The following is a 25,086-nucleotide window of genomic DNA, read 5'->3' as shown; positions in this document are numbered from 1 at the left end:
CCAAGGCGTGGCGGATATCGCCGATCATCCCATCACCCCCGGCAGCCACAGCACGATGGCCGGCCATGCGGTGATCAGGGCGACGAAGGCGAGCATCACCGCGAGGAAGGGCAGGCTGCCGATCATCACGTCGACGATCGAGCCGCGTCCGCGCACCCCCTGCACCACGTAGAGGTTCATGCCGATGGGCGGGGTGATCAACGAGATTTCCATCATGATCACCAGAAATACACCGAACCACACCGGATCGAAGCCGAACTGCACCACCATGGGCACCACGATGGGTACGGTGGCGATCATCATCGACAGGGTCTCGAGAAAGCAGCCCAGCACCAGGTAGAACACCACCAGTGCGAGGATCAGCCCCAGCGGCGACAGTCCCAGTTCCGAGACCCACTGGGTCAGGGCGAAGGGGATGCCGAGAATGCCGACGATATAGTTGAGAAAGAACGCCGCAGAGATGATCAGCATGATCATGGCGGTGGTACGTGCCATGGACAGAAAGCACTCGTGAAGCATGGCGATGGTCAGCTTGCGGTTGAGCGCCGCGAGCAGCAGTGCTGCCACCACCCCCAGGGCGGCGGCCTCGGTGGGGGTCGCCCAGCCGCTGTAGATGCTGCCGATGACGATGGCGAAGACGAACGCCGGCGGCAGCAGATCGACCAGCGAGCGCAGACGTTGGGCCAGCGGCACGCGCGGCTCGCGCTCGCCGGCGACCCCGGGGCGCAGCAGGCTCATGCCCATGATCACCAGCATGAAGGTGGCCGCCAGGGCAAGCCCGGGCACGATACCGGCGATAAACAGGGCGCCGATGGAGGTGTTGGTGATCGCCCCGTAGATGATCATGTTGATGCTGGGTGGAATCAGGATGCCGAGCGTCGCCCCGGCGGCCAGGGTGCCCAGCGCCAGGCGCTCGCTGTAGCCGCGTTCAGCGAAGGCCGGCAGGGCCACGGTGCCGATGGTGGCGGCGGTGGCCACCGACGAGCCGGACATGGCGGCGAACACCGATGAGGCGCCGATGTTGGTGTGCAGCAGACCGCCAGGCAGGCGGTTGAGCCACACCGACAGCGCCGAGTACATGCGCTCGGTGATGCCGGCCCGCAGCAGCAGCTCGCCGAGCAGGATAAACAGCGGAATGGCGGTCAGGATGAAGTCGTTGAGGGTGCCCCACAACAGGTCGCCGAAGGAGAACAGCAGCGGGGTGCCCAGGTAGAGCATGGCGCCGAGGGCGGCGGTGGTGAAGATGGCCACCGCCACATGGATGCCCAGCGCCATCATGGAAATCATCAGGGCAAAGCCCAGCAGTACCTCGGTGACGGAAATCATGGTGTCTTCTCCCGGCCGGCTATCTGGCCATCCGCCGAATGGCCAGGCGAGCCACTCTTCGCGCCAACATAGTGGCGACGCGCTTCGTCGAGCTCGTCATCGGCGCTGAGCGGGTCGCAGCCGGCGTTGAGCGCGCCGATCTGGCCGCGCGTTAGCTGGACTCCGGCCCGGACGGCGGCTCGCAGGGTGACGATGGCGAACACCGAGAGCCCGATCAGCCACAGCGACTGGGGGATCCACAGCGGGGTCTGCAGTGGGGTGCTGGCCAGGCTGGAGAATTCCAGGGTCTCGCCCAGGGTCGCGCCCGCCCGCCACAGCATAAACAGCGAAAACACGCACAACAGCACCAGCGCCACCAGGTTGAGCAGGGCGCGCAGCCGGGGCGGCAGTCGCGTCAGCAGGACGTCGACCCGGGTATGGGCGCGCTGGGTCAGGGCGAAGGCGAAGCTGAAGGCGACACCGATAGCCAGCACATAGCCACCGATCTCGTCGACCCCCTGCAGCGAGAAGGCGAAGAACTTGCGCGCCAGCACCTCGAAGGTGATCAGCGCAGACAGCAACAGCGCGCCGTAGCCGGCGGCCAGAGCGGCACCGCGGGACAGACGGGCAAGTCCCCGGTCGAGCCGGGAGTCCGGTGATACAGCCATCGATGCGGCAGCGGATGCAGCGCCGGGCGATCTGGCGTCGGGTGGCGAATGCGCACCGGAGGGACGGGAATCGGACATCGGGATGCTCCTGGGGACGGGGCCGCCGCATGGGCGGCCCCTGGTCGTGGGCGACAGGGTCGATCAGCCGCCGCTCAGGGCGCGCTGGCGCTCAGGCCGGTGACCTCGCCGACGCTTGCGTTCCACAGCGCGGTGCACTCGGGGTAGCGGGCGTCGCAGGTCTCCGCCCACACCGGCAGCACCGCCTCGGAGGTGATCTGTTCGATGCGCGCGCGGGAGTCCTCGTCGATGTCCACCAGGGTCATGTCGTAGGCGGTGTGGTTCTCGCAGCTCGGCTGACCGGTATTGCAGGCGATGGCATCGTCGTTGACGGTGTAGGCCAGGTCCCACATCTGGTCCTCGAGGCGGGCGAAGGCCTCGCTCAGCGACGCCTGCTGCTCGGCGTCGAAGCCGTTCCAGGTGTCCAGGTTCATGAAGTGGCCCTGCACCGAGTAGGACAACGGCAGCGGTACGAAGTGATCGGTCACTTCCGGCCACTTTCCGTTACTGCCGGCCGACGGTGCGGTCACTCCGCAGTCGGCGACGCCGCGCTGCAGCGCCAGGTAGACCTCGCTGAACTGCAGCGTCACCGGCACCGCGCCGAGTCCTTCCACCAGCCGTGACATGGACGGCGTGAACACCCTCACCTTCTTGCCCGCCAGGTCGTCGGCACCGTTGATGTCACCGTTACAGAACATCATCTGCGGGCCGAATGGCCACAGCGTCATCAGCTTGGCGTTGAAGCGTTCCTGCAGGCGGGCGTCGAAGTCGGCGCGGAAGGCGTCCACCGCCTCGCGCTGCTGGTCCAGGTCGGCGGTGACCCCGGCCAGATCGATGCCCTCGAAGAACGGCTCGTCGCGGGAGGCCATACCGATCTGCACCGACATCACGTCGAAGGCACCGGAGCGTATGTTGCGCAGGGCGTCCGCGGCTTCCACGCCGATGGCGTCCATCGGGTTGTAGCTCACCGCCAGGTCGTCACGGGCATCGAGCTCGGCGAAGAAGGGCCGCTCCACGTTGTCCACGTGCAGCTTGTTGCCGGAGAAATTGCCGGCTACTCGCAGCAGGGTTTCGGCCTGGGCCTGGCTGGTGGCCACCAGCAGGGGGGCGGCGATCAGGGCGCCGAGGGTAAGCCGGCGGGTCGCCGTCACGAGGGAGGGAGTCGTCATGGGAGAACCTCATCTTGTTGTTGGTGGTTGTTGCAGGTGCTGATGTTGCTATTGCTGTTTCTGTGGAGAGGGGCGGGGGAGTGTCAGCCGAGCCGAGGGTCGTGAAACAGCTGGCCCCAGCCGTTGATGGCGCTCGGGTCCTTGCCTGCCAGCAGTAGGCTCTTCCACACGGTGACGCTGACCGAGTCGTAGATGGGAATACCGAGCTCCCGCTCCAGCTCCTCGACGATGCCGGCCCCGCGCAGGTTGGTGCACAGGATGGTGATCGCCTCCGGCTCTGCTCGGGCGACCTCGCGGACCATCTCGGCCAGGGTCTGCTCATCGTATTCGGAGAACGAGAAGTTGCCGCGGTCGTTGAGGTGACGCTCGGCCACCACCTCGACTCCTTCACGCCGGTAGTTGTCGACGATGGCGGCCTGGATGTCGTCAAGGTATGGGGTGACCAGCCCTAGACGCTTGACCCCGGTGCGCTCGAGCACCTCGTTGAGCGCCAGCACGCTGCTGGTCGCCGGTATGCCGGTGGCTTCGGTGATGGCGGCGCACAGGCGGCGGTCGGCGTCGAACCCGAGCCAGCTCGAGGAGGTGCCATTCCAGGCGATCACGTCCATGCGGGCATCGCTGAGCAGGCGGGCGGCGTCAAGCTGTGGTGCGGGGTCGAACTGGGCCAGGGCCGCCTCGCTCAGCGAGATTTCCTTGACCGTGAAGCGCTGAAAGTGGGCACTGACCGCTGGCATGAGGTCCCGCAGTATGGCGCTGGTGTAAGGCTCCAGCACGGTGTTCGACGAGGGGGTCAGCATTCCGAGAAGGGTGCGTTGCATGGGCGTGGCGATCCTGTGCAAGGTCGTGTTGTTGTTGTGTGGGGCGTGCCCCGGAGGCGTATCGGCGGTGGCCGGTCTTGCCTGTGGCGCGCTACACTGAATCTTGAAAGAAATTCGGAATTCCAAATTTCTACGACCTTTTCAGCATTGCATAACGTCGAGTTTTTGCAAGTACACTGCATCAATCGCCATGACATCTTGCTGTGAAAGTGGCAGTGGACGCCTGGCCACCATCGTGGAATCCGCGCCTTGGGATCTTCGATGGGGTGTGGAAATAACTTTGATTTCAGCGCTTTGTTGAGTGCTGGTGGTCGATGGTCGGCGTGCTGAGCAGTGGGTGCCCGCTCCAGGGCGCTGTGGGCTGAAGCGACGCCCCAGTCCTCCGCAAGCAGCCAGCATGAGCACCCAGGAGCACCGAGGAGCAAAAGGAGCCGCCATGAACGAGTCCCTGGATCAGGACGTGCTGTCACCGCCTCGCCCGGCGCCGCTCAAGCGCTCGAGCCTTTATGAGGCGGTGGCCGAGCGCCTGCGCGAAATGGTACTGGAAGGAGAGCTGGCCCCCGGCAGCCGGATCGCGGAAAAACCCCTGTGCGAGGCCTTTGGGGTGTCGCCGACGCCACTGCGCCAGGCGCTCAAGGTGCTGGCCAGCGAAGGCCTGGTCGAGATGCTGCCCCATCGTGGGGCCCGGGTGACCAGGGTGGATCGTGACGAGGTACGTGATCTGTTCGAGGTCATGGCGGCACTGGAGTCGCTGGCGGGCAACCTGCTGGCGGTGCGCGCCTCTGATGCCGACATCGCCGAGATCCGCCGACTCCATGACGAGATGATGGGCTATTTCGCGGACAATCAGCGCAAGCGCTACTTTGCCCTCAATCAACGCATTCACCAGCGTCTGGCGGACCTGTCCGGCAATCGGGTGCTGAAAGACCTGGAGCAATCGCTGACGTTGCGTATTACCCGGGCGCGCTACATGGCCAACCTGGACGCCAGCCGCTGGGAGGAGTCCGCTCGCGAGCACAGCTACTTCGTCGAGGCGCTTGAGGCGCGGGACGCCCAGGCGCTGTCCGAGGCCCTGAGCCTGCACATGCGCAAGACCGGCCAGGCCGTGCTGCAGGGGCTGCCCGACAACGCTGGCGACGACTGACCGCGAGCGTTGCCTGGCGCGGGGCTGCAGGTGCTGGCCGCGCCGTCCCCCGAACCCTTTCTGCCGAACCTTTTCTCCCGAACGCTTTCTCCCAAACCTTTGCCCTCGAGCCCCTTTTCCCAGGGCTCTTTTCCCTTCGAGCCTCCCCTCAAGCCCTGCACCAAGGGGCTTGGGCCCACTGCTCCTTGCTACCGGACACTCCCCGCCGTGCACGGCTTGCCACCCATAGTTCGCCACCCATGGTTCGCCACCCACGGCTCGGCGCCCGGAAGATCTCCTGTCGCATGGCCTCCGCATGTCATAAGTCGCTTCTTGCTGAATGTGAAAACAACAACTATCTGATAAATAAAGTTTTTAAAAAAAATAGTATTCAAGATTTGGAATTCTTTAGTGTGTTCGACTAAGGTCAAAGCAGGTGGGCTCGCTTGAGCGTTCCATCACCGATTCCTTACCCAATACCAACAACAAGGATTGCGACATGACGACTCCCTCCCGTCTTTCCCTGCTGGGTGCCGGCGCGCTGGCCCTGGGTCTTTGCACACCGCTGCTGGCCCAGGCAGAAGACCTGCGCTTTGGCGGCAACTTCACCGATGATCACTCCAGCAGTCGCGCCATGGCGCGCTTCGCCGAGACCCTGGCGGAGCAGAGCGATGGCGATCTGACCGCCCAGCTGTTCCCCAACATGCAGCTTGGCGGTGCCGGCGAGAATCTCGATCAGGTCAGTTCCGGCGCCATCATGGGCAGCTGGATCGGCATCTCCTACCTGTCGCGTACCGTGCCGGAACTCGAGGCGCTGAGCCTGCCGTTCGCCTTCGACAGCCGCGAGGACGCCTTTGCGCTGATCGACGGCGAGGTCGGCGAGCTGCTCGACGAGAAACTGGCCGAGGCCGGGTTCGTGGCGCTGGGCTACATGGAACTCGGCTTCCGCCACGTCACCAACGCCGAGCGGCCGCTTGAGTCGATCGAGGACTTTCAGGACCTGAAGATCCGCCTGCAGCCCAACCAGACCCACCTGGACACCTTCCGCGCCATCGGTGCCAATCCGGTGTCGATGGACATCAAGGAGGTCTACGGTGCGCTGCAGCAGGGGGTGCTCGATGGCCAGGAGAACCCCTACAGCATCATCGAGACCAAGCGTCTGGACGAGGTGCAGCCGTACCTGTCCGATACCGGACACTTCTACGACTACATCGTGGTGGTCGCCAATCGCGACAAGTTCGAGGACCTGAGCGACGACCAGCGTGCCACCCTGATGGCGGCCATGGACGAGGCGGTGGCCTGGCAGCGCGAGACCGCGGCGGCCGAGGATACCCAGGCCCGCGATACCCTGATCGAGCGCGGCATGCAGTTCACTCCGATCAGCGACGAGACCCGCGCGGCCCTGCGCGAGGCCAGCCAGAGCGTAGTGGATGATCTGCGCGAAAAGCTCGGCGCTGAGCTGGTCGACAAGGTGCTCGAGGAGCTGGGGGCATGACACGGGCCTGGCAACGCCTGGAGGCCCACGCGGGCCATCCGGTTCGGCGCCATTTCCTGCATCTGCTGGCGTGGCTGGACCGTGGCTCCTACTACGCCATCCTGCTGGCCATGGGCCTGATGACGGTGCTGGTGTGCGCCCAGGTGGTGGCACGCTACCTGCTCGGCACCAGTATCGACTCCGCCGATGAGCTGTCCCGGTTGTGCTTTGTATGGGCGATCTTTCTGGCCATTCCCCACGGTATCAAGAGTGGCATCCACGTCGGTATCGATGCCCTTGTCAGCCACCTGCCCGCCGGCGCCCAGCGCCGGCTGGCCCAGCTGATGGCGGCGTTGGGGGTGGTACTGATGGTGATCCTGGGGGTGGTGGGAACCGGTGCGGTGATCGACAAGTGGCCGCAGCTGATGCCAACCATGCCGATCACCGCGGCGGTGTTCTATATCGCGGTGCTGATCTCGGCGATCCACTGTGCGCTGCATCTGATCGCCCAGTGCCTGGAGCTTGAGCCGCTGCCTTCCGCCCCGGCTGGACCCGACTCAGGCCATGACCGAGGTGAGGAGGTGCGCCCATGACCCTGGCGATTATTCTGAGCTTTGCGGTACTGGCGCTTCTGCGTATGCCGCTGGCCTTTGCCCTGGGCCTTGCCTCGCTGGTGGGGCTGGTCGTCGGCGGCATGGACCTGGCGGTGCTGCCACAGCGCATGATGCACTCGGTGGACAGCTTTCCGCTGATGGCGATTCCGTTGTTCATGCTGGCCGGCGAGTTGATGGTGGCGGCAGGGATCCTTCAGCGCCTGGTCGACTTCGCCAACTCGTTGATCGGCCGCGTCCACGGCGGGCTCGCCCACGTGGCGATCGTCGCCGGCATGGTGCTGGCGGCGGTCAGCGGGGCGGCGGTGGCCAGTGCCAGCGCCCTGGGCAGTTCGCTGGTGCCGTCCATGCGTCAGCAGTACGACACCGGCTACAGCAGCGCGGTGGTCGCCTCGGCGGCCAACCTGGGGGCGATCATCCCGCCCAGCAATGCGATGATCGTCTACGCCTTGATGGCCGGCTCTAGCGTCTCGGTAGGCGGGCTGTTCATGGCGGGTATCGTGCCGGGGCTGGTGCTGGCGCTGGGCTTCATGGGCCTGGCCAGCTTCCTGTCGATGCGCCGTGGCTATCCGCTGGCCGGCGGAGTCATCGGGCTGCGCCACGTGCTGGTGCAGACCTGGCGGGCGCTGCCCATTCTGCTGATGCCGATCGTCGTGGTCGGTGGCATCGTCGCCGGTGCCTTCACCCCGACGGAGGGGGCCGGCATCGCCGTGCTCTACGCGCTGGTGATCGGCTTCTTCGTCACCCGCCAGCTACGCCTGTCGCACCTGCCGCGGGCGATGTTCAACGCCGCGGTCACCGCAGCCATGGTGGGGGCGCTGATCGCCTTCGCCTCGACCATGACCTTTGCCTTCACCATCGATCTGGTGCCGATGCGACTGACCAGCGCCCTGCAGGGACTGACCAGCGACCCGCTGATGTTCCTGCTGCTGGTGATGGGGCTGTTGATCCTGGTCGGCATGTTCGTCGAGTCCAACGCCGCCTACATCATGCTGGTGCCCCTGCTGGCACCGATCGCGCTGTCCTACGGCATCGATCCGCTGCTGTTCGGCTTTCTGTTCGTGATGAACCTGGTGGTGGGCATGATGACGCCGCCGGTGGGGGTGCTGCTGTTCGTGATGTGCGGCATCTCCAATATCAGCCTGAACGAGCTGATGAAGAGCGCCTGGCCCTTCATCGTCTTTCAGTATGTGGTGCTGGTGGCGTGTATCGCCTTCCCCTCGCTGGTCACCTGGCTGCCGCGGGCACTGGGGTACTGAATGATCGAGGTACTGAATGATCGAGGTACTGGCGACTGAAGTACGGCATCGACCGAACGACAAGCTACGAAAGGGCCGAGGTTTCGCATTCGGCGCCTCGGACCGGCCCACCACAAAGAGACTGCCATGAAGCTTCTGGTCATCAATCCCAATATTTCAGACGACGTCAGCGCGCTGATCGAGCGTGAAGCACAGGCAAGCCTGCGCCCGGGCAGCGAACTGAGCGTCGCCACCGCGCCCTTCGGTGTGGCCTATATCGAGACCCGCGCCGAGGCGCTGATCGGCGGCTATGCGACCCTGGGTCTCGCCGCCGAGCGCTACCCCGGCCACGACGCCGTGGTGGTGGCCGCCTTCGGCGATCCCGGTCTGCCCGCGTTGCGCGAGGCCCTGCCGATCCCGGTGGTGGGGCTGACCGAAGCGGCGCTGATGAGCGCCTGTCAGTACGGCGGGCGTTTCTCGATCATCGCCATCTCCCAGCGCATCCAGGCCTGGTACCGCGAAACCGTGGACAGCTACGGCCTGGGCTCGCGGCTGGCCAGTATCCGCGCCCTGGACGAACCCCTTGCGGCCATCGGTAGCGTGCAGCAGGACCAGGGAGGGCGGCTGATCGAGCTGGCCGAACAGGCGGTCAGAGAGGATGGCGCCGACGTGCTGATCCTGGCCGGGGCCCCGCTGGCGGGGTTGGCCCGCCAGGTCGCCGCCGAGCTGCCGGTGCCGGCGCTGGACGGCGTGACCTGCGCCATCACCCAGGCCCAGGCGCTGGTCGATCTCGGCCGCGCCAAGGCCACCGTCGGCAGCTACGCCGCACCCCCCGACAAGCCGCACAAGGGCTTGAGCAGGGATGTGGCAACGCTGATCGGCCGGCGCTGACCCTCCGCCACTGTCACCCTGGCAGGCATCACCACAACAAGTACAACAGCGAGGTATCACCATGCACCTTCAGTTTCCTGCATCTGTTTCCAGATTTGCCCACGGTCGTCGTTCCCTCACAGGACTCGTCGCCGCCACCCTGCTGTGCGGTTCACTCGGTGCCACCGCGAACGCCAGTGACCTGCCAAGTGCCGCACCCAGCGAAGTGGGAGTGGATGCGGCCCCGCTGAGCGAGCTGTCGTCGTGGCTCGACGCCCAGGGCTACGACGTGCGCAGCCTGATGGTGGTCAAGGACGGCCAGGTCATCATGGAACGCTATACCCAGGATCTCGGCAGGCAGCACAACTATGAGCTCTACTCGGTGACCAAGACGGTGACCGCGCTGCTGGCGGGTCTGCTGATCGAGGAGGGCAAGATCACCCTGGACGCCAGTGTGGCCGATGTCATCGCTACCCTGCGCCCCGATCTGGCCGAGTATGTCGCCGACAAGGAGGAGGTCACTCTGGCGCACCTGCTGTCGATGTCCTCTGGGCTTGCTTATGACTTCGATCCGGAAGGTGACCCCATCTACTACGGGGCCGAGGATCGCCTGGCGTTGATCGCCGACACCCCGGTTGCGTGGGAACCCGGCAGCGCTTTCGACTACACCGACGTCAATCCGGTATTCGCCGCCGCCATGCTCGAGGCCGCTGCCGGTGAGCCTCTTGCCGAATACGCCGAGCGGCGGCTGTTCGAGCCCCTTGGTATGGAGAACGCAAGCTGGCAGCGAGCCGATGACAAGGGATTGGTGTCGGCAGGCTGGGGGTTGAGGCTCAGATCCATGGATCTGGCCAAGCTGGGCCAATTGCTGATCGACCAGGGGCGCTTTGATGGCGAGCAGATCGTGCCTGAGGGTTGGATCGCACAGATGACGACTCCTCGCGCCGCGCGAGACTTTGGCTACTACCTGTGGCTTGGCCATATCGTCGATACCACGCCGAGCTTCGACATGATGGGATTCAAGGGCCAGTTCGTGACGGCGCTGCCCGAGCGTGACGCTGTGGTCGTGATGACCGCGATGCTGCCGATCGACGGTGGGCTGCGCCATTCGAAGAACGTGCGCATCTTCCGTAACGTGGTCAATGACTATGTGTTGCCGGCGCTGGACGGTGAAGGCTCCGCCGAAGCCGACGCAGCACTCGAGGACGAGGTGGCGGCGCGTGCCTCGAGTACCCCGACGCCGGGTGTGTTCGTCGACCCGACCGACGAACCGCAGTCCTGAAGGGGATGTCGGGCCCGGGGCAGGCGATATACTCTGGGCCCTTCTCTCCTTCAATTTTCCAGGGTCCATGCCCATGACGTCGACAACCGACGACGCCACCGTCGCTTCACCCTCCGATAGAGGCACGCGTCAGCGAGCGCCTCACCGCCGCCGTATCCAGGCGCCGTCCCTGGCCGATGAAGCCTACGACCTGCTCAAGGGGCTGATCGTCCACGGTGAGCTGGCCCCTGGGGAGCGTCTGCTGGAGCCGGCTCTGTGTCGGCGTCTGGGCATCTCGCGCACGCCCCTGCGCGATGCCTTGAACCAGCTGGCGGGCGAAGGCCTGGTGACCCTGCGGCGCAATCGCAACGCCCTGGTCACCCTGCTTGATGGTGACGAGCTGCGTCATCTGTTCGAGGTCGAGGCCGGGCTCGAGGCCATGGCGGTGGAACTGGCGGCCGGGCGCATGACAGAGACCGAGCTCAAGCGGCTGGCCTCACTGCAGACTCGCCTGGAAAAGCAGCACGCCAAGGGCGATCGCGACGGCTACTTCGCCACCAATACCCGTATCCACGCGCTGCTGGTCGAGGCGGCGCGCAATCCGGTGCTGGTGGAAACCCACCAGCGCCTGCTGGGTCGGTTGGAGCGGGCGCGCTATCTGGCGCTGAATCGCCTCGGCCGCTGGCAGGAGTCCACCGATGAGCATCGCGCCATCCTCGATGCCTTGATCGCCAGGGACGCCGACCTTGCCCGCCGCCACATGCACGAACACGTCATGCACACCGGTGTCGCCATCAGCGCATTGCTGACACGCTGAGTCCTGCGATAGACACGGCGACGGTTGCCTGCTTCTTCTGGTCGCTGAACAGAGATGATCAGGACGAGCCTTGACAGGCCATCCAAACACGACCATATTGCAAACGTTAATGATTCTCATTGTTTTGGGCTATCAGCGTCTGCAGGAGGTCGTCATGTCCTATCGCATCAAGACCGCGCTTCACGGAGCCAACCCGACCCTCGAGATCTTCGACGTCAGCTCGGGCTCCATGCGCATGGCCTGGGAGTACCCGAAGGAGGTGGGCAGTGAAGAGAAGGATCCGGAGCTTGCCTCGCTGCGCCGAGAGGAGGCGATCCACGAGCTGTTTCGGCGGCTGTTTCTGCTGACCACCGAACAGTACCTGAAAGGCGAACTCGGCAGGGACGGAAGCGAGGCGTCAGGGTCACACGGCGGTGGGCACAAGGCGCATTGAATGGGTGGTCTGGCAGGGCTTGCCGTGGCGTAGCCACAGCACCTTGTCGGTCAGGTCCATGACCACGCTGAACAGCGTTTCCATCCGCTCGGCTTCAGCGACGCTCGGGTCGAAGTGGCGACACAGGCTGTCCTCGCCGGGGGTATGATCACCGAGCAGGTCGAATAGCCGCTCGGCGTCGAGGGTGGCGCTCTCGTTGGGGGCTGTGCTCGCTGTACCCCGTTCGTCCGCAGCCAATTCATCCGCACCCGAGTCATCCATACCCAGACCGTCGAGCAGTTGCTCGACCAGCGCGTCGAGGCGACTCAGGCGGGACCAGGAGTCCGGCTTGGGGAAGTCCTCGACCCAGTGGGTGGCGGTGTCACTGACCAGGTGATTGGTATGGGTGACGACCCCGCGAGCCGGGGTGATGGTTCCCGGTTGCCCGGGGTGAACCTCGAGCCCTTCTGCCTGGCCGCTGCCGTCGGCCAGCAGGAAGTGGGCGGGCGCACAGACACCGTCGTGGGCGATTTGCCGGGCGGCGTCGAGGGTCTCGCACTCGAGCATGGCGCGCAGGGCGATATGGATCGGCAGTCCCTCGCCACAGGTCGCCGAGCGGATGGCATTGAGTCCGACTCCCACACCATTGGCGTTGAGCCCTATCTTGCCGACCATGCCGGCCTCGCCCACGCTGATCAACGGCGGTGCGCCGGGAGCCTGGATCTCGAGGATCACCAGATGGTCGAGTTGGTCGGCGCGCCAGTCCCAGTTCTGGGCGAGCCACTGGCGGCCGGCGTGATAGAGCGAAAAGGCCGAGCAGCCACCGCCGGCGCGGGTCAGCGACACCTCGCTGCGACAGTTGAGGGTCAGCACGTCGGCCAGATCACCGCCGATGCCCTGGGCGATGCCGTCGAGCTCCTCGAGGATGGCCGGGTAGCGCCGCTCGATCATCGGCAGGAAGCGTTCGGCGTCGCGTCGCGCCTCGTGCCAGCGCAGGCCCGCCAGGTCATGAAACAGTCGGTCGTAGACGTCGATGCTGGCAAGGATCGCCTCACGGTGCTGGCTGCCGTGGGCACGGCCGATGTCGAGGCGGCTGCCGGAGAGCCTGGTGGGTGTCAACGACGAGCAGGAGGGGGTGGGAGAGGACGTGGAGGGGGTCATGAAGTGCTCCCTGCGATCGAAGCGGCTGGCGCCGGGTCGCTGACATGGGTGGATATCCCCTCAGCGTAGCAGTTCTGCGCTTGGCATGGCGTCGTAGAGGTGGCCATCGAGGTGTCTTGGATGAATTTTAATATATTGATATCGTTCAGTTTTTACACGATTCGCTACCCTTCTCGACAATTCCTGGCGAGACTCCCACAGAGGGTTTCACTTTATTAGTCTGCGAAGTTGTATGCTGCCAGAGAGCCTTACCGGCCATCTCAGGAGACACAACATGAAGACCAGAAACGCGCTGCTCGTATTGGCCCTCTTGGCCCTGCCGCTGTCCGCTCAGGCAGGTGTTGTCGACGGCAAGATTGCCAAGCTGGCTGAGCCGCTGGCCCCTGCAGAAGGGCCCTGCGCCAATCATCACACCACCTACTGCGCGGCTGAACACGCTGGTGCCACGCAGGATGCCGACTTCGACGCCCGCGAGACGGCAAGCCAGGAGCAACAGGGCCACAGCTGAAAGCGATGATGCTGGCGGAACCCTGAACGACGATGCCCCGGCCAACTGGCCGGGGCATCGTCGTCTGGCAGGGGCTCGGGGGGCTGGTCAGGTCTTGTTGGCGGCGTTGTAGACGTTCTCGTCGAGTTCGCCTTCGCTCTTGCCGACCAGGGTGGTGACCATCAGGTCTCCGGCCACGTTGACGCTGGTACGGGCCATGTCGAGGATGCGATCGACGCCGGCGACCACCGCCAGGGCTTCCAGCGGCAGGCCGATCTGGGCCATGACGATGGACAGCATCACCAGGCCGGCGCCCGGGACACCGGCGGTGCCGATGGACGCCAGGGTACCGGTGACGATGATCATGCCGTAGTCGGCCAGGCTCAGGTCGACGCCGATCAACTGGGCGATGAATACCGCCACCACCCCCTGATAGATGGCGGTGCCGTCCATGTTGATGGTGGCGCCCACCGGCAGCACGAAGCCGGCGACACCCTCGGACACGCCGAGGTTCTTCGTCGCGCAGCGCAGCGAGACCGGCAGGGTGCCGGACGAGGACGCCGACGAATAGGCCACCACCAGGGCATCGAGAATGCCCTGCAGGTAGCGCACCGGATTGAGACGACCGAGCAGCGACAGCAGACCGGAGTAGACCACCAGCACGTGGACGACGCTGGCCAGGTAGGCCACGCCGATCACCTTGACCAGGGGCAGCAGCACCTCGGCGCCGTAGCTGCCGGCGACGTGGGCGATCAGACCGAACACGCCGAAGGGCGCCAGCGCCATCACCAGGCTGGTCAGCTTGACCATGGCCTCGGCGAAGCTCTCGAACACCTTGACCACCGGCTCGCCCTTCTCGCCGATCAGGGTCAGCGAGACACCGAGGCCAATGGCGAACACGATGATCTGCAGGATATTGCCGCTGGCCAGGGCGTCCACCGGGTTCTGGGGCACCAGGCCGACCACGATCTGCACTAGGCTTGGGGCTTCCTTGGCCGCGTCTGGGTTGGCCTCGAAGGTCATGTCGAGGCCAACGCCAGGCTGAAACAGCCAGGAGGCGGCCAGGCCGATGGCGATGGCGAAGGCGGTGGTCACCAGATACAGCGCGATGGTCCGCGCGCCGATGCGGCCCATCTTCTGGGGGTCACGCATGGCGGTGATACCGACCACCAGGGTAGAGAACACCAGCGGCACGATCAGCATCTTGATGGCGCTGATGAAGATGTCACCGATGGGCTTGAACACGCTGGCGCTTTCGCCCATCAGGGTGCCGACGAGGACACCCAGGGCGAGGCCGACCAGGATCTTCTGCCATAGCGGGATACGGCGCCACAGGCCGGGGGAACGATCGGGGGTGGACATGGGGAGGCTCCAGAAGGACAGGGTGGATGGCCTGCCGTGCAAGGTGGGAAGACGCGACACCCATCGATAGTCAGCAAAATGTTCTCGTTGGCTGCTATCGAATGGGCGATCGGCACGATGGAGGCGGATTCTACCGAATAATCTGCCTCGGTGTTTTCATCCGTTGCACACCTTCTGGTGCTCAGAGGCCACCTGGGAGCGGCTTCCAGGTGGCCGGGCTGTTGACGACGCTAGCGGTTCAGCCCTGATCCTGCTGTTCCAGGGCGCGCCGCAGCAGCTGGTGGAAGGCCGCCCAGGAGGCCTGGTCGGCCCGAGCCTGGTAGCGATCGCTGCCGAATACCGTGAAGGCGTGGGGAGCACCGGAGTAGACCTGGATCTCGTAGGGGGCGCCAGCCGCCTCCAGCTCCTCGGACAGCGCCGCCACCTGGTCCATGCCGATGGAGGCGTCGGCACCACCGTGGGCGACCAGGATCGGTGGCGTATCGGCGGAGTAGCCCTGGCCTTCCGGTGTGCCGAGGCCGCCGTGGAAGGTAGCGAAACCACGCACACCTTCGTCGGCGTTGGCGCGGGCCATCTCCAGCACCACGGCGCCACCGAAGCAGTAGCCCATCACCACGGTGTCTTCGCCGGCGCCCTGTTCACGGGCCTGGGTCAGCCCCGCTAGGGTCAGCCGGCGCATGCGTTCACGGTCATCGTAGAGCACCGCCATCTCGGCCTTGCGCGCGTCGATCTCCTCGGGGCGGTTGCCGGCGCCGTAGAGGTCCACGGCGAAGGCGTCGTAGCCCGCCTCGGCGAGCATGTCGGCACGCTTTCTTTCATAGTCGGTGAGGCCATCCCAGTCGTGGATGATCAGCACGCTGCCCTTGGAAGAGGACGTGGCGGGGGCGAAATAGCCCTGGAAGGCTTCACCGTCCACCTGGTAGTCAACGTTTTGTCCGGCCATGGCGCCGGCGCTGGCGAGAACAGAGCCGAGACCGATCAGGGCAGGGGCGAGCAGGGCGCAACGAGACATGGTGTGCTCCTTGGCGAGTGAGGGGCGTTGGCCCCGCCAGATGGCAGGGCCTGTGCTGAGTATAGAAGCCTGGCCACAGACGCCAGTCCTGAACCCCGTCTTGTTGCATCCAGCCGGCCTAGCGTTGGCGGCGGGGACTTGAGTTTTCCCCGGCGGCCTTCCAGATTGGGGGTATGAAGATCGAGTGGGCGAGCCGCGGCTGACCGCGCTCGTCTCGGCTTCATCTCAGGACAACCAGAGCGAGACCAACAATCATGAAAAAGCGCGTACTGGCGACCGCCGTGGCTGCAACCACCCTGGCGGTCGGCTCCATGGCCCACGCAGAGGTCAAGATCGGATTTCTCGGCGGCTTCACCGGGGGGATCGAGAGCCTGACGCCGCCGATCTACGACGGCGCCCAGCTGGCGGTTGACCATATCAACAACCAGGGTGGCATCCTCGATGGCCAGGACGTGGTGATGCCGACCGGCGACACCACCTGCGGCGACGCTTCGGCGGCGTCCAACGCGGCTGACCGCATGGTCAACACCGAGCAGGTCACCGCCATCGTTGGCGCGCTGTGTACCGGTGCCACCATCGCCGCGGCCAACAACGCGGCGATTCCGGGTGGCGTGACCATGGTGTCTCCGGCCTCCACGGCGCCGGCGGTCACCGACCTCGACGACAATGACCTGGTGTTCCGCACCGTGCCCTCCGATGCCTTCCAGGGCGAGATGCTGGCCAAGTTGCTGATCGACAAGGGCATCGAGGAAGTCGCCGTCACCTACGTCAACAACGACTACGGACGCGGCCTGTCCGACGCCTTCAGCTCGGCCTTCGAGGACGGCGGCGGCAGCGTGCTGGAAAACCTCGCCCACGAGGACAACCGCGCCGACTACCGCAGCGAACTCGGCACCCTGTCGGCCACCGGCGCCCAGACCCTGGTGGTACTCGCCTACGCCGATACCTCCGGCCAGACGGTGGTGCGCCAGGCCTACGAGAGCGGCATGTTCACCCAGTACGTGGGGGCCGATGGCATGGTCGGCGACAGCCTGGTCGAGGCCATCGGCGCCGACGTGCTCGACGGCATGATCGCCACCCGTCCGGGCAGCCCGGACCTTCCCGGCACCGAGATCTTCACTGAACTTGCCAACAACGCCGACATCGACCCCACCGCCGTATTCGCCGCCCAGGCCTACGATGCGGCCTTCCTGCTGGGGCTGGCCATCCAGCAGAACGGCAGTGCCGAGCGCGAGGGTGTGTCTGAGGCGCTGCGCAGCGTGTCCTCTCCCCCCGGTGAGGTCATCCTGCCCGGTGAGTGGGAGAAGGCGGTGGAGCTGATCGCAGCGGGGACCGAGATCAACTATGAAGGCGCCTCCGGTACCCAGGACTTCGACGACAACGGCGATGTGCCTGGTGTGGTACAGGAAATGGCCGTGGAAAACGGCACTTTTACCGGCAAGGGCTTTGTTGAATAGCCGCCATGACGTAAAGTAAGGCGAGTCGTCGACGGACGACAACGCATCCGGGCGGTCGCCTCCGCCCAATGACCGCGCCAATGCTCGCAACAGAGGCGCTCAAGGAAAGCCCCCGGCCATCTGGCTGGGGGCTTTATCGTTGGTAGGGGCCTGTCATTGGCGTCGAGCTGGCGATGTCGTGCGAGATGGCCAGTGATGGGGCAAGAGGCGTGAGAGGCGGGCCCTGGCGACCCTGGGCCGCCAGGATGAGACCATCAGTGACGACGACCGGCGTCAGGCACTGTCCGCAGTAGCGGTGTCGACGGACACGCCTCAGTCATGGTGCTTGACCTTCTCCGGCAGCAGCCCTTTGGGGGCGACGCGCAGCACCACCGTGATCAACAGCCCGATGACGAATACCCTGGCCTGCAGGGCTCGGCTTTCCAGGTTGCTGGGTAGCTCCCAGCCGAAGCTGGCCTGGCCGAAGTGGGCGATCAACTCCATCACGTAGAGCGCCAGCGGCTCTGACATGATCCAGATGATGTACACCGCCACCGCGCCGAACAGGGTACCGAGATTGTTGCCCGGCCCACCCAGGATGACCATCACCAGCACCAGGAAGGTGTGGTTGAGCGGCAGGTAGCCGTTGGGGTCGAAGATGCTGTTGAAGCTGCCGAGTGCCGCGCCGCCGAGGCCCATCAGCACGCAGCCCAGCACGAAGATCTCGAGCCGGCGGCGATTGATGTCCTTGCCCATGGCGGCAGATGACACCTCGTTGTCGCGAATCGCCCGGATCATGCGGCCCCAGGGGGCGTTGTAGGCTCGGTTGAGCAAAAAGAAGATGCCCAGGATCATCACCGCCGTCACCGACAGATAGAGCGCCCGCGCCAGGGTGAAGCCGACCTCGCCGGGATCGGGTACCGGCCACGGCAGCGGCGACACGGTAGCGGTGCCACGGGTCAGCCAGTCAGAGTTCTTGAGAAAGGCCTTGATGATCTCGGCGATGCCCAGGGTGGCGATGGCCAGATAGTCGCTGCGAAGCCCCAGGCAGACGTGGCCGATAAAGTAGCCGATACCGCCGGCCAGCGCTCCGCCGACCACCCAGCCGACCCACACCGGCAGGCCGAACCCACCGATGAAGCCCATCTGGCTTTCGATGGCGTCGGTGACCTCGCGCAGCTCGCTGATCACCACCATGTAGACGATGAGGCCGATCACCACGGTGATCAGGGTGCGCAGCCAGGACGGCACGCCCAGGCGAGTCATGCGCGACAGCGCGAATACCAGCGCGATACCGACGGCCAGATACCCCAGTACCTTGGCCAGCTCACCGGGCAGCGGGCTATCCCAGAAGGCCGGATTGACCGGCACGCTGAAGGTCATGGCGCAGAAGCCGCCGAGGGCGACGAAGCCCATGACGCCTGCGTTGAACTGGCCGGCGTAGCCCCACTGGATGGTCAGGCCCAGGGCCAGGATGGCGTAGCAGCTGGCTTCCACCAGCATGCGTGTCGAATAGGCCGAACCCATGGCCAGGTAGACCGCGCCGACGGCGACGGCGAGGACCACCAAGAGGCTGAGTTCGCGCACCGGAAAGCGGCTCTGGGGCGCGGTGTTGGCGTCGTCGCGGCGATGAAAGTTGTTGGTCGTCATCAGATCACCTTGCCCTTGAAGATGCCGGTGGGGCGCCACACCAGGATGGCGACGAGGATGAAGAAGGGCACCACGATCTTGTACTCGGTGCCGACGAAGGCCAGGTTACTGGGCAGCGCGAGCCACTCGGGCAGGCTGTCGCTGAAGGGCCGCAGCAGCACCCGCCAGTTGAACACCGCCAGGGTCTCGGCGAAGCCCACCACGAAGCCGCCGGCGATGGCGCCGAAGGGGTGGCCGACACCGCCGACGATGGCGGCGGCGAAGATCGGCAGCAGCAGGTGGAAGCTCAAGTCCGGCTTGAACGTCACGTCCATCGACAGCAGGGTGCCAGCGATGGCGGCCAGGCCACCGACGATCACCCAGGTCACGGCGACGATGGTGTTGGTGTTGATGCCCGACGCCCGGGCCAGGTCCGGGTTGTCGGACATGGCGCGCATGGCCTTGCCGAGCCGGGTACGCGACAGAAACAGCTGCAGCCCGATCACCGCCACCAGGGTCAGCACGAACAGATAGATCTGCGGCTCGGTGATCACCACCGGCACCCGGGCGCCCTCGAAGGGCAGCGCCAGGCGGAAGATCTCCTTGCGGTCATCGACGTACAGGCTCTGGCCGCCGGTGCCCGAGAACAGCCGGATCAGGCCCTGCAGCATCAGGGTCACGCCGAGGGAGCCGATGACCATCACGATCGGCTTGACGCCGTGGGCACGCAGCGGCTTGTAGAAGGCCTTGTCGATGCCCACCGCCAGCGCCGCCGTCAGCACCATGGCCAGCGGCAGCATGACGATGGCGGTGGGCACACCGATGACGTCGCCGGCATGGGGGAACAGCGTCGCCAGCAGCAGCACCATGAAGGCGCCGAAGGTCATCATGTCGGCGTGGGCGAAGTGGGCAAAGCGCATGATGCTGAAGACCAGCGTCACGCCCACCGCGCCGATGGCATAGATCGACCCGGTGACGCTGCCGGCGATCAGCACGTTGTTGATGAAGAACACGAATTCGTTCAAGGCGATATCTCCGCGCTAGGACTCGGCGTCAGCCGCCGAGGAAGCTCTTGGCCACGTCAGGATCGGCAAGCAGCGCCTGCCCCGTGTCGGTGAAGCGGTTCTGGCCGGCGGCCAGCACGAAGCCCTTGTCGGCGATGGCCAGGGCCTGCTTGGCGTTCTGCTCCACCATCAGGATGCCGACGCCGGCGGCGTTGACCTCCTTGACCCGGTCGAAGATCTCGTACATGTACTTGGGCGACAGCCCTGCAGTCGGCTCGTCGAGCAGCAGTAGTTCGGGTTCGGCCATCAGCGCCCGGCCCATGGCCACCATCTGGCGCTGGCCACCGGACAGCTCGCCGGCGGGCTGATGACGCTTTTCGTGAAGGGGCGGGAAGAATTCGTAGACCTTGGACAGCATGCGTTTCACGTTGCCCGGCTTGAGGAAGGCCCCCATCTCGAGGTTTTCCTTGACCGTCAGGCTGGGAAAGACGTTGTGCTCCTGGGGCACGAAGCCCATGCCCAGTTCTACCAGGCGGTTGGTGGGTAGGTTCTGGATCGGTTCACCGCGCAGCAGGATATCGCCCTGGGTCACGTTCAACTGGCCGAAGATGGCCTTGAGCATGGTCGACTTGCCGGCGCCGTTGGGGCCGACGATGACGCCGATCTGGTCGGCCTCGATGGCCATGTCCACCCCGTTGAGGATGTTCATGCCGCCATAGCCGCCGTGCACCTCGCGTGCATCGAGTAGAGGCATAGTCCTGTTCTCTGCATAAGAGCGCCTGTCGCGCCCTGGTTGTTGTTATCGCCGCGCCTGCAACGGGAGGGGCCCCCGGGTGGCGCGGTGTCTGTTGCCGGGCCGCTGTCAGGCCGCGCCGGCGCCGAAATAGGCTTCGATGACCTCGGGGTTGTTCTGGATCTCCTCGATGGAGCCCTCGACCATCACCGAGCCCTGGGCCAGCACGATCACCGGATCGCACAGCCTGGCGATCATGTCCATGTCGTGCTCGATGACCAGGAAGGTGTAGCCGAACTCGCGGTTCATCCGTTCGATATTGCCGATCAGGTCTCCCAGCAGGGTGCGGTTGACCCCGGCGGCGATCTCGTCGAGCAGCACCACCCGAGCGTCGGTCATCATGGTGCGGCCGAGCTCCAGAAGCTTCTTCTGGCCACCGGAGAGGTTGCCTGCCAGCTCGTTGCGCACATGATTGAGGCCGATGAACTCGATCACCTCCTGGGCCCGGCGCTTGACCTCGGCCTCCTGTGCTCGCACCGCCTTCGGCGCGAACCAGGCCTTGGCCAGGGACTCCCCGGGCTGGTCCGGGGGCACCATCATCAGGTTTTCCAGGGCGGTGAGCTGGGAGAACTCGTGGGCGATCTGGAAGGTGCGCAACAGGCCCTTGTGAAACAGCTCGTTGGCCGGACGATTGGTGATGTCCTCGCCGTCCAGCAGGATCTGCCCGGAATCCAGCGGCAGGGCGCCTGCGATGATGTTGAACAGGGTCGACTTGCCCGCACCGTTGGGGCCGATCAGACCGGTGACGGAGCCTTCCTCGACCTGAATCGAACAGTCGTTGATGACGTGAAGGCCGCCGAAGGCCTTGTTGACGTGTCGTACATCGATGATGGCTGACATCTTGGGTCCCGCCGTGTTGTCTATTGTCGTTGTTGCGTTGTTGCGTTGTTGCGTTGTTGCGTTGGTGTCGTTGCGGTCTTGATTGTCGGGCTTCCCGACGTCCCTCAGCCGCTGGCGGCGTGCTGCTCGGCCATCAGCCGGTAGGCGGCGAAGGCGCCTACCAGTACGCAGGCACCGATGGTCGGCAGCCAGTAGCCCTGGACATAGGGCAGGGCCCGCAGAAAGACGAAGGCGACCCCGGTCGGCGCGATGAAGCGCACCAGAAACCGCCACAGCCTGAGCCAGCTGGAGCGGGTGTGCATTTCCTTCATCGATTCGGACTGGGTCAGCGACCAGCCGGCGAACAGCGCCACCAGCAGGCCGCACAGGGGCAGCGTGATGTGGGTCACCAGTTCCAGCACGGCGAAGGCGCTGCGACCGAACACGTCATGCACGGGGCTGGCCTCGGCCCAGACGTTGAAACTCGCCACCGTGGCGAGCCCCAGCCCCCAGGCCAGCACCGACACCAGGGCTACCGCCAGTACGCGACTGAGGTCGAAGCGCTCGACCAGATAGGCCGCGACCGGCTCGATCAGCGAGATCGCCGAGCTGATCGCGGCCCCCAGTACCAGCACGAAGAAGATGGCGCCGACCAGCGAGCCTGAAGGCATCACCGAGAATGCCAGCGGCAGTGACACGAACATCAGTCCCGGCCCTTCGTCGGCGGCGAGTCCTGCGCCGAACACCAGGGCGAAGATCGCCAGCCCCGCGATTACCGCCACCAGGGTGTCGATCAGGGCGATGGCGAAGGCGGTCAGGGTCAGCGAGGTCTCGCTGGGCATGTAGGCGCCATAGGCCATGATCGCGCCCATCCCCAGACTCAGCGTGAAGAACGACTGCCCCATCGCCTCGAGCCAGCCTTCCAGGCTCAACTCGGACAGCGAGAAGGACAGCATGAAGCGACTGGCTGCCGCCATGTCGCCGCTGGTCGCGGCGTAGAACAGCACCACCAGCAGAATGACCAGCAGGGTCGGCATCAGGATGCGCAGGGCACTCTCCAGTCCACGATGGACACCCCGGGCGACGATGTAGGCGCAGATGGCGAGAAACAGCGTGTGGTAGAGCGTCAGCTTCAGCGGCGATGCGATCAGGTTGGCAAAGTTGTCGGCCAGCATGGCGGCGTCGGCGTCGCGCAGTGACCCGGTCAGCATCTCGCCAAGATAGTGCAGCGCCCAGCCGCTGATCACCGAGTAGAAGCTCAGGATCAGCAGCGCGGACAGGCCACCGAGCCAGCCGATGGTCTCCCAGGCGCGGGAGGTGCGATGACAACGGGTGAGAAAGCGCATGCCCATGATCGGGCAGCGCCGGCTGTTGCGCCCAAGCATGATCTCGGCGATCAGGATCGGGATGCCGACGGCAAAGACGCACAGCACGTAGACCAGCAGAAAGGCGCCACCACCGTGCTCGCCGGCCAGGTAGGGAAAGCGCCAGAGGTTACCCAGGCCCACCGCCGAGCCGACCGCGGCCAGCAGGAAGGTGCCTTTGTGGGTCCAGATGTTATCGCTGCTCATGGGGCTTCCGTCGACATGTCGGCGTCGCGACGCGGTAATGGCTGACCGGGCCGAGGCCCGGTCTGACATGTCAACTTTGCGATACAACCATGGCGCCTGACTAGGGGCGATGCGTTTAGCAGGCGTTGGCGGGACGGGTTTCCGTCACTGGCGGGTTCTGGAACTCGTCGTCAGCTGCTGGTATGGGGAGCCAGGGCGCGGTGATCGTCGCCAAGACGCACGGTATCGCCGATCGACAGGTCGCCGATATTCTTGGTGCGCTCGCCTGTGCGCACGGAGATCAGGGCGACCACGTCGCCGATGCTGGCGGTGTCGTCGTCGACCCTGGCTTCCACCCTGACCCTGACCGAATAGCCATGGTAGCGGCCGGCGATGATACTGCCGACGTGGGCGGTGGGGTATTCGTCGGGCTTGTCGGCGAAGTAGCGCTGAACGCTGTCAGCGCCGGGATCATCCCATTCGACGTGCTTGTGCATTCGCGTATCTCCTTGTTCGCGAAGGATGACGGTGCCCCATTAGCATAGACCGCAACTAGGGCGGTCGCCGTCTTCACCCCTAACGGTTATCAGTCTGCATCAATTGTGGCAGCGCTCGGCCCGGAAAGTTCCTGGATCAGACGGGTGGTGAGATACAGTCGCGGCACAATGCTGTCGAGCTCGATGAATTCCTCGTCGCTGTGGTAGCGCCCCCCGACCAGACCGAGGGACTCCAGCACCGCGGGTTGGCCGGTTTCGGGGTCGTAGGCGTAGCCCGCATCGGTGCCCCCACCGATCTCGGCCAGGGCGAGCGTCTGGTCGAGTTCCTGGCGGTAGATAGACTGGGCGAGGGCCGCCAGTTGCTCGGTGGCCGGATTCGGCGGCAGCGGCGGGCGCCCGCGCTCGAGCCGAAACGCTACCTCGGTGTCCGTGACTCGCTGCTCGGCAATAATCGACTGGGCTTCGGCCATGACGCGCTCGTACTCGGTATGATCGAAGTAGCGCATGTCCCCTTCGGCCCTGGCCGAGTCCGGGATGATATTGCGCTTGGTGCCACCCTCGACAATGGTCCAGTTGAGGGTGGTGCCCTTGTCGCTGTCGCCAAGGTCATCGAGCTGGAGCAACTGGTGGGCCAGCTCCATCACCGCATTGCGGCCTTCCTCGGGGGCGCCGCCGGCGTGGGACGCACGTCCCTCGACCTCGAGAAAGGCGTAGTTGATGCCCTTGGTCACGGTGGTGACCGCTGACTCGCCGGGCTTGCCCAGGGTGGGCTCGAAGGACAGGACCGCGTCCTGTTCGCTGGCCAGTTCGGCGATCAGCTCACGGGATCCAAAGGAGCCTTTTTCCTCGTCGGGGTTGAACACCACGGTCAAAGTTCCCCAGGGCGAGAGCCCGAGGTCAGCGAGCAGGCCCAGGCTATGCAGGATGACCGCGATGCCGCCCTTGGCATCGCCGACGCCGGGGCCATAGGCCCTGGAGGCGTCGCTGGAAAAGGGGCGCTTTGCCACAGTGCCTGAGGAAAAGACGGTGTCGTAGTGGATCATCAGCATGAGATCGGCGTCGCCGCTGCCCTGGTGTCGAGCCACCAGCGTGTTGCCGCCGAAGGCCTCGGCCGGGTGCTGTTCGACCTCGAAGCCGAGTTCGACGAGACGTTCCTGCAATAGCGCCTCGACGCGAGCGAGGTCGTCGACATCGCCGGTACCGGAGTCGAGATTGACCAGCGACTCCAGGGTCTCGAGAAAGGCCGAGCGCTCCTGCTCGGCATTGGCGAGCAGGGTGTCATCGGTGGATGGCGAGGCCAGGGCAAATGCTGGCAGCAGGGACAGTAAGGCGATGAAGCGTCGGGCGGCCATGGTGAGCCTCCTTGCTGGGTGGTCACCAAAGGATAGTTCAGTCCGGCCAGGGTGCCGTCCTCACCCCAAATACTGATGTCTCCACTTGCAGACGACACTGGCCGCCATCGGGCGCCGGGCATCGATATTGTCTATATGAGCATTGCCGCAAAACGATGATG

At 65.2% G+C, this 25,086-nt stretch carries 24 protein-coding genes; 10 read left to right on the top strand and 14 right to left on the bottom strand.

Annotation, left to right across the window (positions count from 1 at the left end):
* Positions 1-24: 24 nt before the first annotated feature.
* The 4 genes from NFH98_RS18830 to NFH98_RS18815 form a co-directional block, all read right to left on the bottom strand.
* Positions 25-1,326, bottom strand: coding sequence for a TRAP transporter large permease (locus NFH98_RS18830; RefSeq protein WP_083970360.1), 1,302 nt, complete (start codon positions 1,324-1,326; stop codon positions 25-27).
* The gene (locus NFH98_RS18825) at positions 1,323-2,051 is read right to left on the bottom strand and encodes a TRAP transporter small permease subunit (RefSeq protein ID WP_222516384.1); all 729 of its coding nucleotides are present in this window, start codon (positions 2,049-2,051) and stop codon (positions 1,323-1,325) included. The genes NFH98_RS18830 and NFH98_RS18825 overlap by 4 nt, the downstream gene beginning before the upstream one ends.
* 74 nt (positions 2,052-2,125) lie before the next feature.
* Complete coding sequence (locus NFH98_RS18820; protein WP_222516385.1) at positions 2,126-3,199, bottom strand: TRAP transporter substrate-binding protein; 1,074 nt, start codon at positions 3,197-3,199, stop codon at positions 2,126-2,128.
* Between the two features lie 83 nt (positions 3,200-3,282).
* Positions 3,283-4,017 (bottom strand): maleate cis-trans isomerase family protein, encoded by a 735-nt coding sequence (locus NFH98_RS18815; RefSeq protein WP_222516386.1) that lies wholly within the window; start codon positions 4,015-4,017, stop codon positions 3,283-3,285.
* 436 nt (positions 4,018-4,453) lie between these two features.
* On the opposite strand from NFH98_RS18815, the gene NFH98_RS18810 reads away from it, so the two are divergent.
* The 8 genes from NFH98_RS18810 to NFH98_RS18775 all read left to right on the top strand — a co-directional run bounded on the left by NFH98_RS18810 (position 4,454) and on the right by NFH98_RS18775 (position 11,844).
* Entirely contained in the window at positions 4,454-5,161 is a 708-nt protein-coding gene (locus NFH98_RS18810) for a GntR family transcriptional regulator (protein WP_045992404.1), read from the top strand.
* A gap of 478 nt (positions 5,162-5,639) precedes the next feature.
* The gene (locus NFH98_RS18805; RefSeq protein ID WP_052704323.1) at positions 5,640-6,635 is read left to right on the top strand and encodes a TRAP transporter substrate-binding protein; all 996 of its coding nucleotides are present in this window, start codon (positions 5,640-5,642) and stop codon (positions 6,633-6,635) included.
* A complete protein-coding gene (locus NFH98_RS18800; RefSeq protein ID WP_052704322.1) occupies positions 6,632-7,207 on the top strand; it encodes a TRAP transporter small permease in 576 nt (191 codons plus the stop codon). The genes NFH98_RS18805 and NFH98_RS18800 overlap by 4 nt, the downstream gene beginning before the upstream one ends.
* Positions 7,204-8,484, top strand: a complete 1,281-nt coding sequence (locus tag NFH98_RS18795; RefSeq protein WP_108132155.1) for a TRAP transporter large permease — start codon at positions 7,204-7,206, stop codon at positions 8,482-8,484. The genes NFH98_RS18800 and NFH98_RS18795 overlap by 4 nt, the downstream gene beginning before the upstream one ends.
* A 126-nt stretch (positions 8,485-8,610) precedes the next feature.
* Positions 8,611-9,354: an aspartate/glutamate racemase family protein gene (locus tag NFH98_RS18790; RefSeq protein WP_222516388.1), complete on the top strand. Its 744-nt coding sequence runs from the start codon at positions 8,611-8,613 to the stop codon at positions 9,352-9,354.
* 61 nt (positions 9,355-9,415) lie between these two features.
* Positions 9,416-10,615, top strand: coding sequence for a serine hydrolase domain-containing protein (locus NFH98_RS18785; protein ID WP_222516389.1), 1,200 nt, complete (start codon positions 9,416-9,418; stop codon positions 10,613-10,615).
* Positions 10,616-10,688: 73 nt separating this feature from the next.
* The gene (locus NFH98_RS18780) at positions 10,689-11,411 is read left to right on the top strand and encodes a GntR family transcriptional regulator (RefSeq protein ID WP_045992401.1); all 723 of its coding nucleotides are present in this window, start codon (positions 10,689-10,691) and stop codon (positions 11,409-11,411) included.
* A gap of 154 nt (positions 11,412-11,565) precedes the next feature.
* Positions 11,566-11,844 carry a hypothetical protein gene (locus NFH98_RS18775; RefSeq protein WP_045992400.1) on the top strand — a complete coding sequence of 93 codons (279 nt, stop codon included), beginning with the start codon at positions 11,566-11,568 and terminating at the stop codon, positions 11,842-11,844.
* Here the strand turns inward: NFH98_RS18775 and NFH98_RS18770 are convergent.
* Complete coding sequence (locus NFH98_RS18770) at positions 11,815-12,984, bottom strand: C45 family autoproteolytic acyltransferase/hydrolase (RefSeq protein WP_222516390.1); 1,170 nt, start codon at positions 12,982-12,984, stop codon at positions 11,815-11,817. The two genes, NFH98_RS18775 and NFH98_RS18770, sit on opposite strands and share 30 nt — an antisense overlap.
* Before the next feature lie 274 nt (positions 12,985-13,258).
* On the opposite strand from NFH98_RS18770, the gene NFH98_RS18765 reads away from it, so the two are divergent.
* Entirely contained in the window at positions 13,259-13,492 is a 234-nt protein-coding gene (locus tag NFH98_RS18765) for a hypothetical protein (RefSeq protein ID WP_045992398.1), read from the top strand.
* 87 nt (positions 13,493-13,579) lie between these two features.
* Here NFH98_RS18765 and NFH98_RS18760 read toward each other — a convergent pair whose 3' ends face one another.
* Positions 13,580-14,833, bottom strand: coding sequence for a dicarboxylate/amino acid:cation symporter (locus NFH98_RS18760; protein ID WP_045992397.1), 1,254 nt, complete (start codon positions 14,831-14,833; stop codon positions 13,580-13,582).
* Between the two features lie 238 nt (positions 14,834-15,071).
* A complete protein-coding gene (locus NFH98_RS18755; RefSeq protein WP_108132158.1) occupies positions 15,072-15,845 on the bottom strand; it encodes a dienelactone hydrolase family protein in 774 nt (257 codons plus the stop codon).
* A 251-nt stretch (positions 15,846-16,096) separates the two neighbouring features.
* Here NFH98_RS18755 and NFH98_RS18750 point away from each other — a divergent pair, with 251 nt between their 5' ends.
* Positions 16,097-17,302, top strand: a complete 1,206-nt coding sequence (locus NFH98_RS18750; protein ID WP_045992395.1) for an ABC transporter substrate-binding protein — start codon at positions 16,097-16,099, stop codon at positions 17,300-17,302.
* Between the two features lie 312 nt (positions 17,303-17,614).
* On the opposite strand, the gene NFH98_RS18745 is transcribed toward NFH98_RS18750, so the two are convergent.
* The 7 genes from NFH98_RS18745 to NFH98_RS18715 form a co-directional block, all read right to left on the bottom strand.
* Positions 17,615-18,931 carry a branched-chain amino acid ABC transporter permease gene (locus tag NFH98_RS18745; RefSeq protein ID WP_349623031.1) on the bottom strand — a complete coding sequence of 439 codons (1,317 nt, stop codon included), beginning with the start codon at positions 18,929-18,931 and terminating at the stop codon, positions 17,615-17,617.
* Complete coding sequence (locus NFH98_RS18740; RefSeq protein ID WP_108132160.1) at positions 18,931-19,935, bottom strand: branched-chain amino acid ABC transporter permease; 1,005 nt, start codon at positions 19,933-19,935, stop codon at positions 18,931-18,933. Before NFH98_RS18740 ends, NFH98_RS18745 begins: the two co-directional genes overlap by 1 nt.
* A 28-nt stretch (positions 19,936-19,963) precedes the next feature.
* The gene (locus NFH98_RS18735; RefSeq protein ID WP_045992392.1) at positions 19,964-20,668 is read right to left on the bottom strand and encodes an ABC transporter ATP-binding protein; all 705 of its coding nucleotides are present in this window, start codon (positions 20,666-20,668) and stop codon (positions 19,964-19,966) included.
* Positions 20,669-20,776: 108 nt separating this feature from the next.
* Positions 20,777-21,547: an ABC transporter ATP-binding protein gene (locus NFH98_RS18730; RefSeq protein WP_045992391.1), complete on the bottom strand. Its 771-nt coding sequence runs from the start codon at positions 21,545-21,547 to the stop codon at positions 20,777-20,779.
* Positions 21,548-21,651: 104 nt separating this feature from the next.
* Positions 21,652-23,097: a sodium-dependent transporter gene (locus NFH98_RS18725; RefSeq protein WP_045992390.1), complete on the bottom strand. Its 1,446-nt coding sequence runs from the start codon at positions 23,095-23,097 to the stop codon at positions 21,652-21,654.
* A gap of 170 nt (positions 23,098-23,267) precedes the next feature.
* Positions 23,268-23,573: a hypothetical protein gene (locus NFH98_RS18720; protein ID WP_108132161.1), complete on the bottom strand. Its 306-nt coding sequence runs from the start codon at positions 23,571-23,573 to the stop codon at positions 23,268-23,270.
* Between the two features lie 89 nt (positions 23,574-23,662).
* The gene (locus NFH98_RS18715) at positions 23,663-24,925 is read right to left on the bottom strand and encodes a glutamate carboxypeptidase (RefSeq protein WP_222516393.1); all 1,263 of its coding nucleotides are present in this window, start codon (positions 24,923-24,925) and stop codon (positions 23,663-23,665) included.
* Positions 24,926-25,086: the final 161 nt, after the last annotated feature.

Source organism: Halomonas sp. H33-56 (assembly GCF_040147035.1).
GTDB lineage: Bacteria > Pseudomonadota > Gammaproteobacteria > Pseudomonadales > Halomonadaceae > Halomonas > Halomonas litopenaei.
This window is presented reverse-complemented; position numbering and strand designations above follow the sequence as displayed.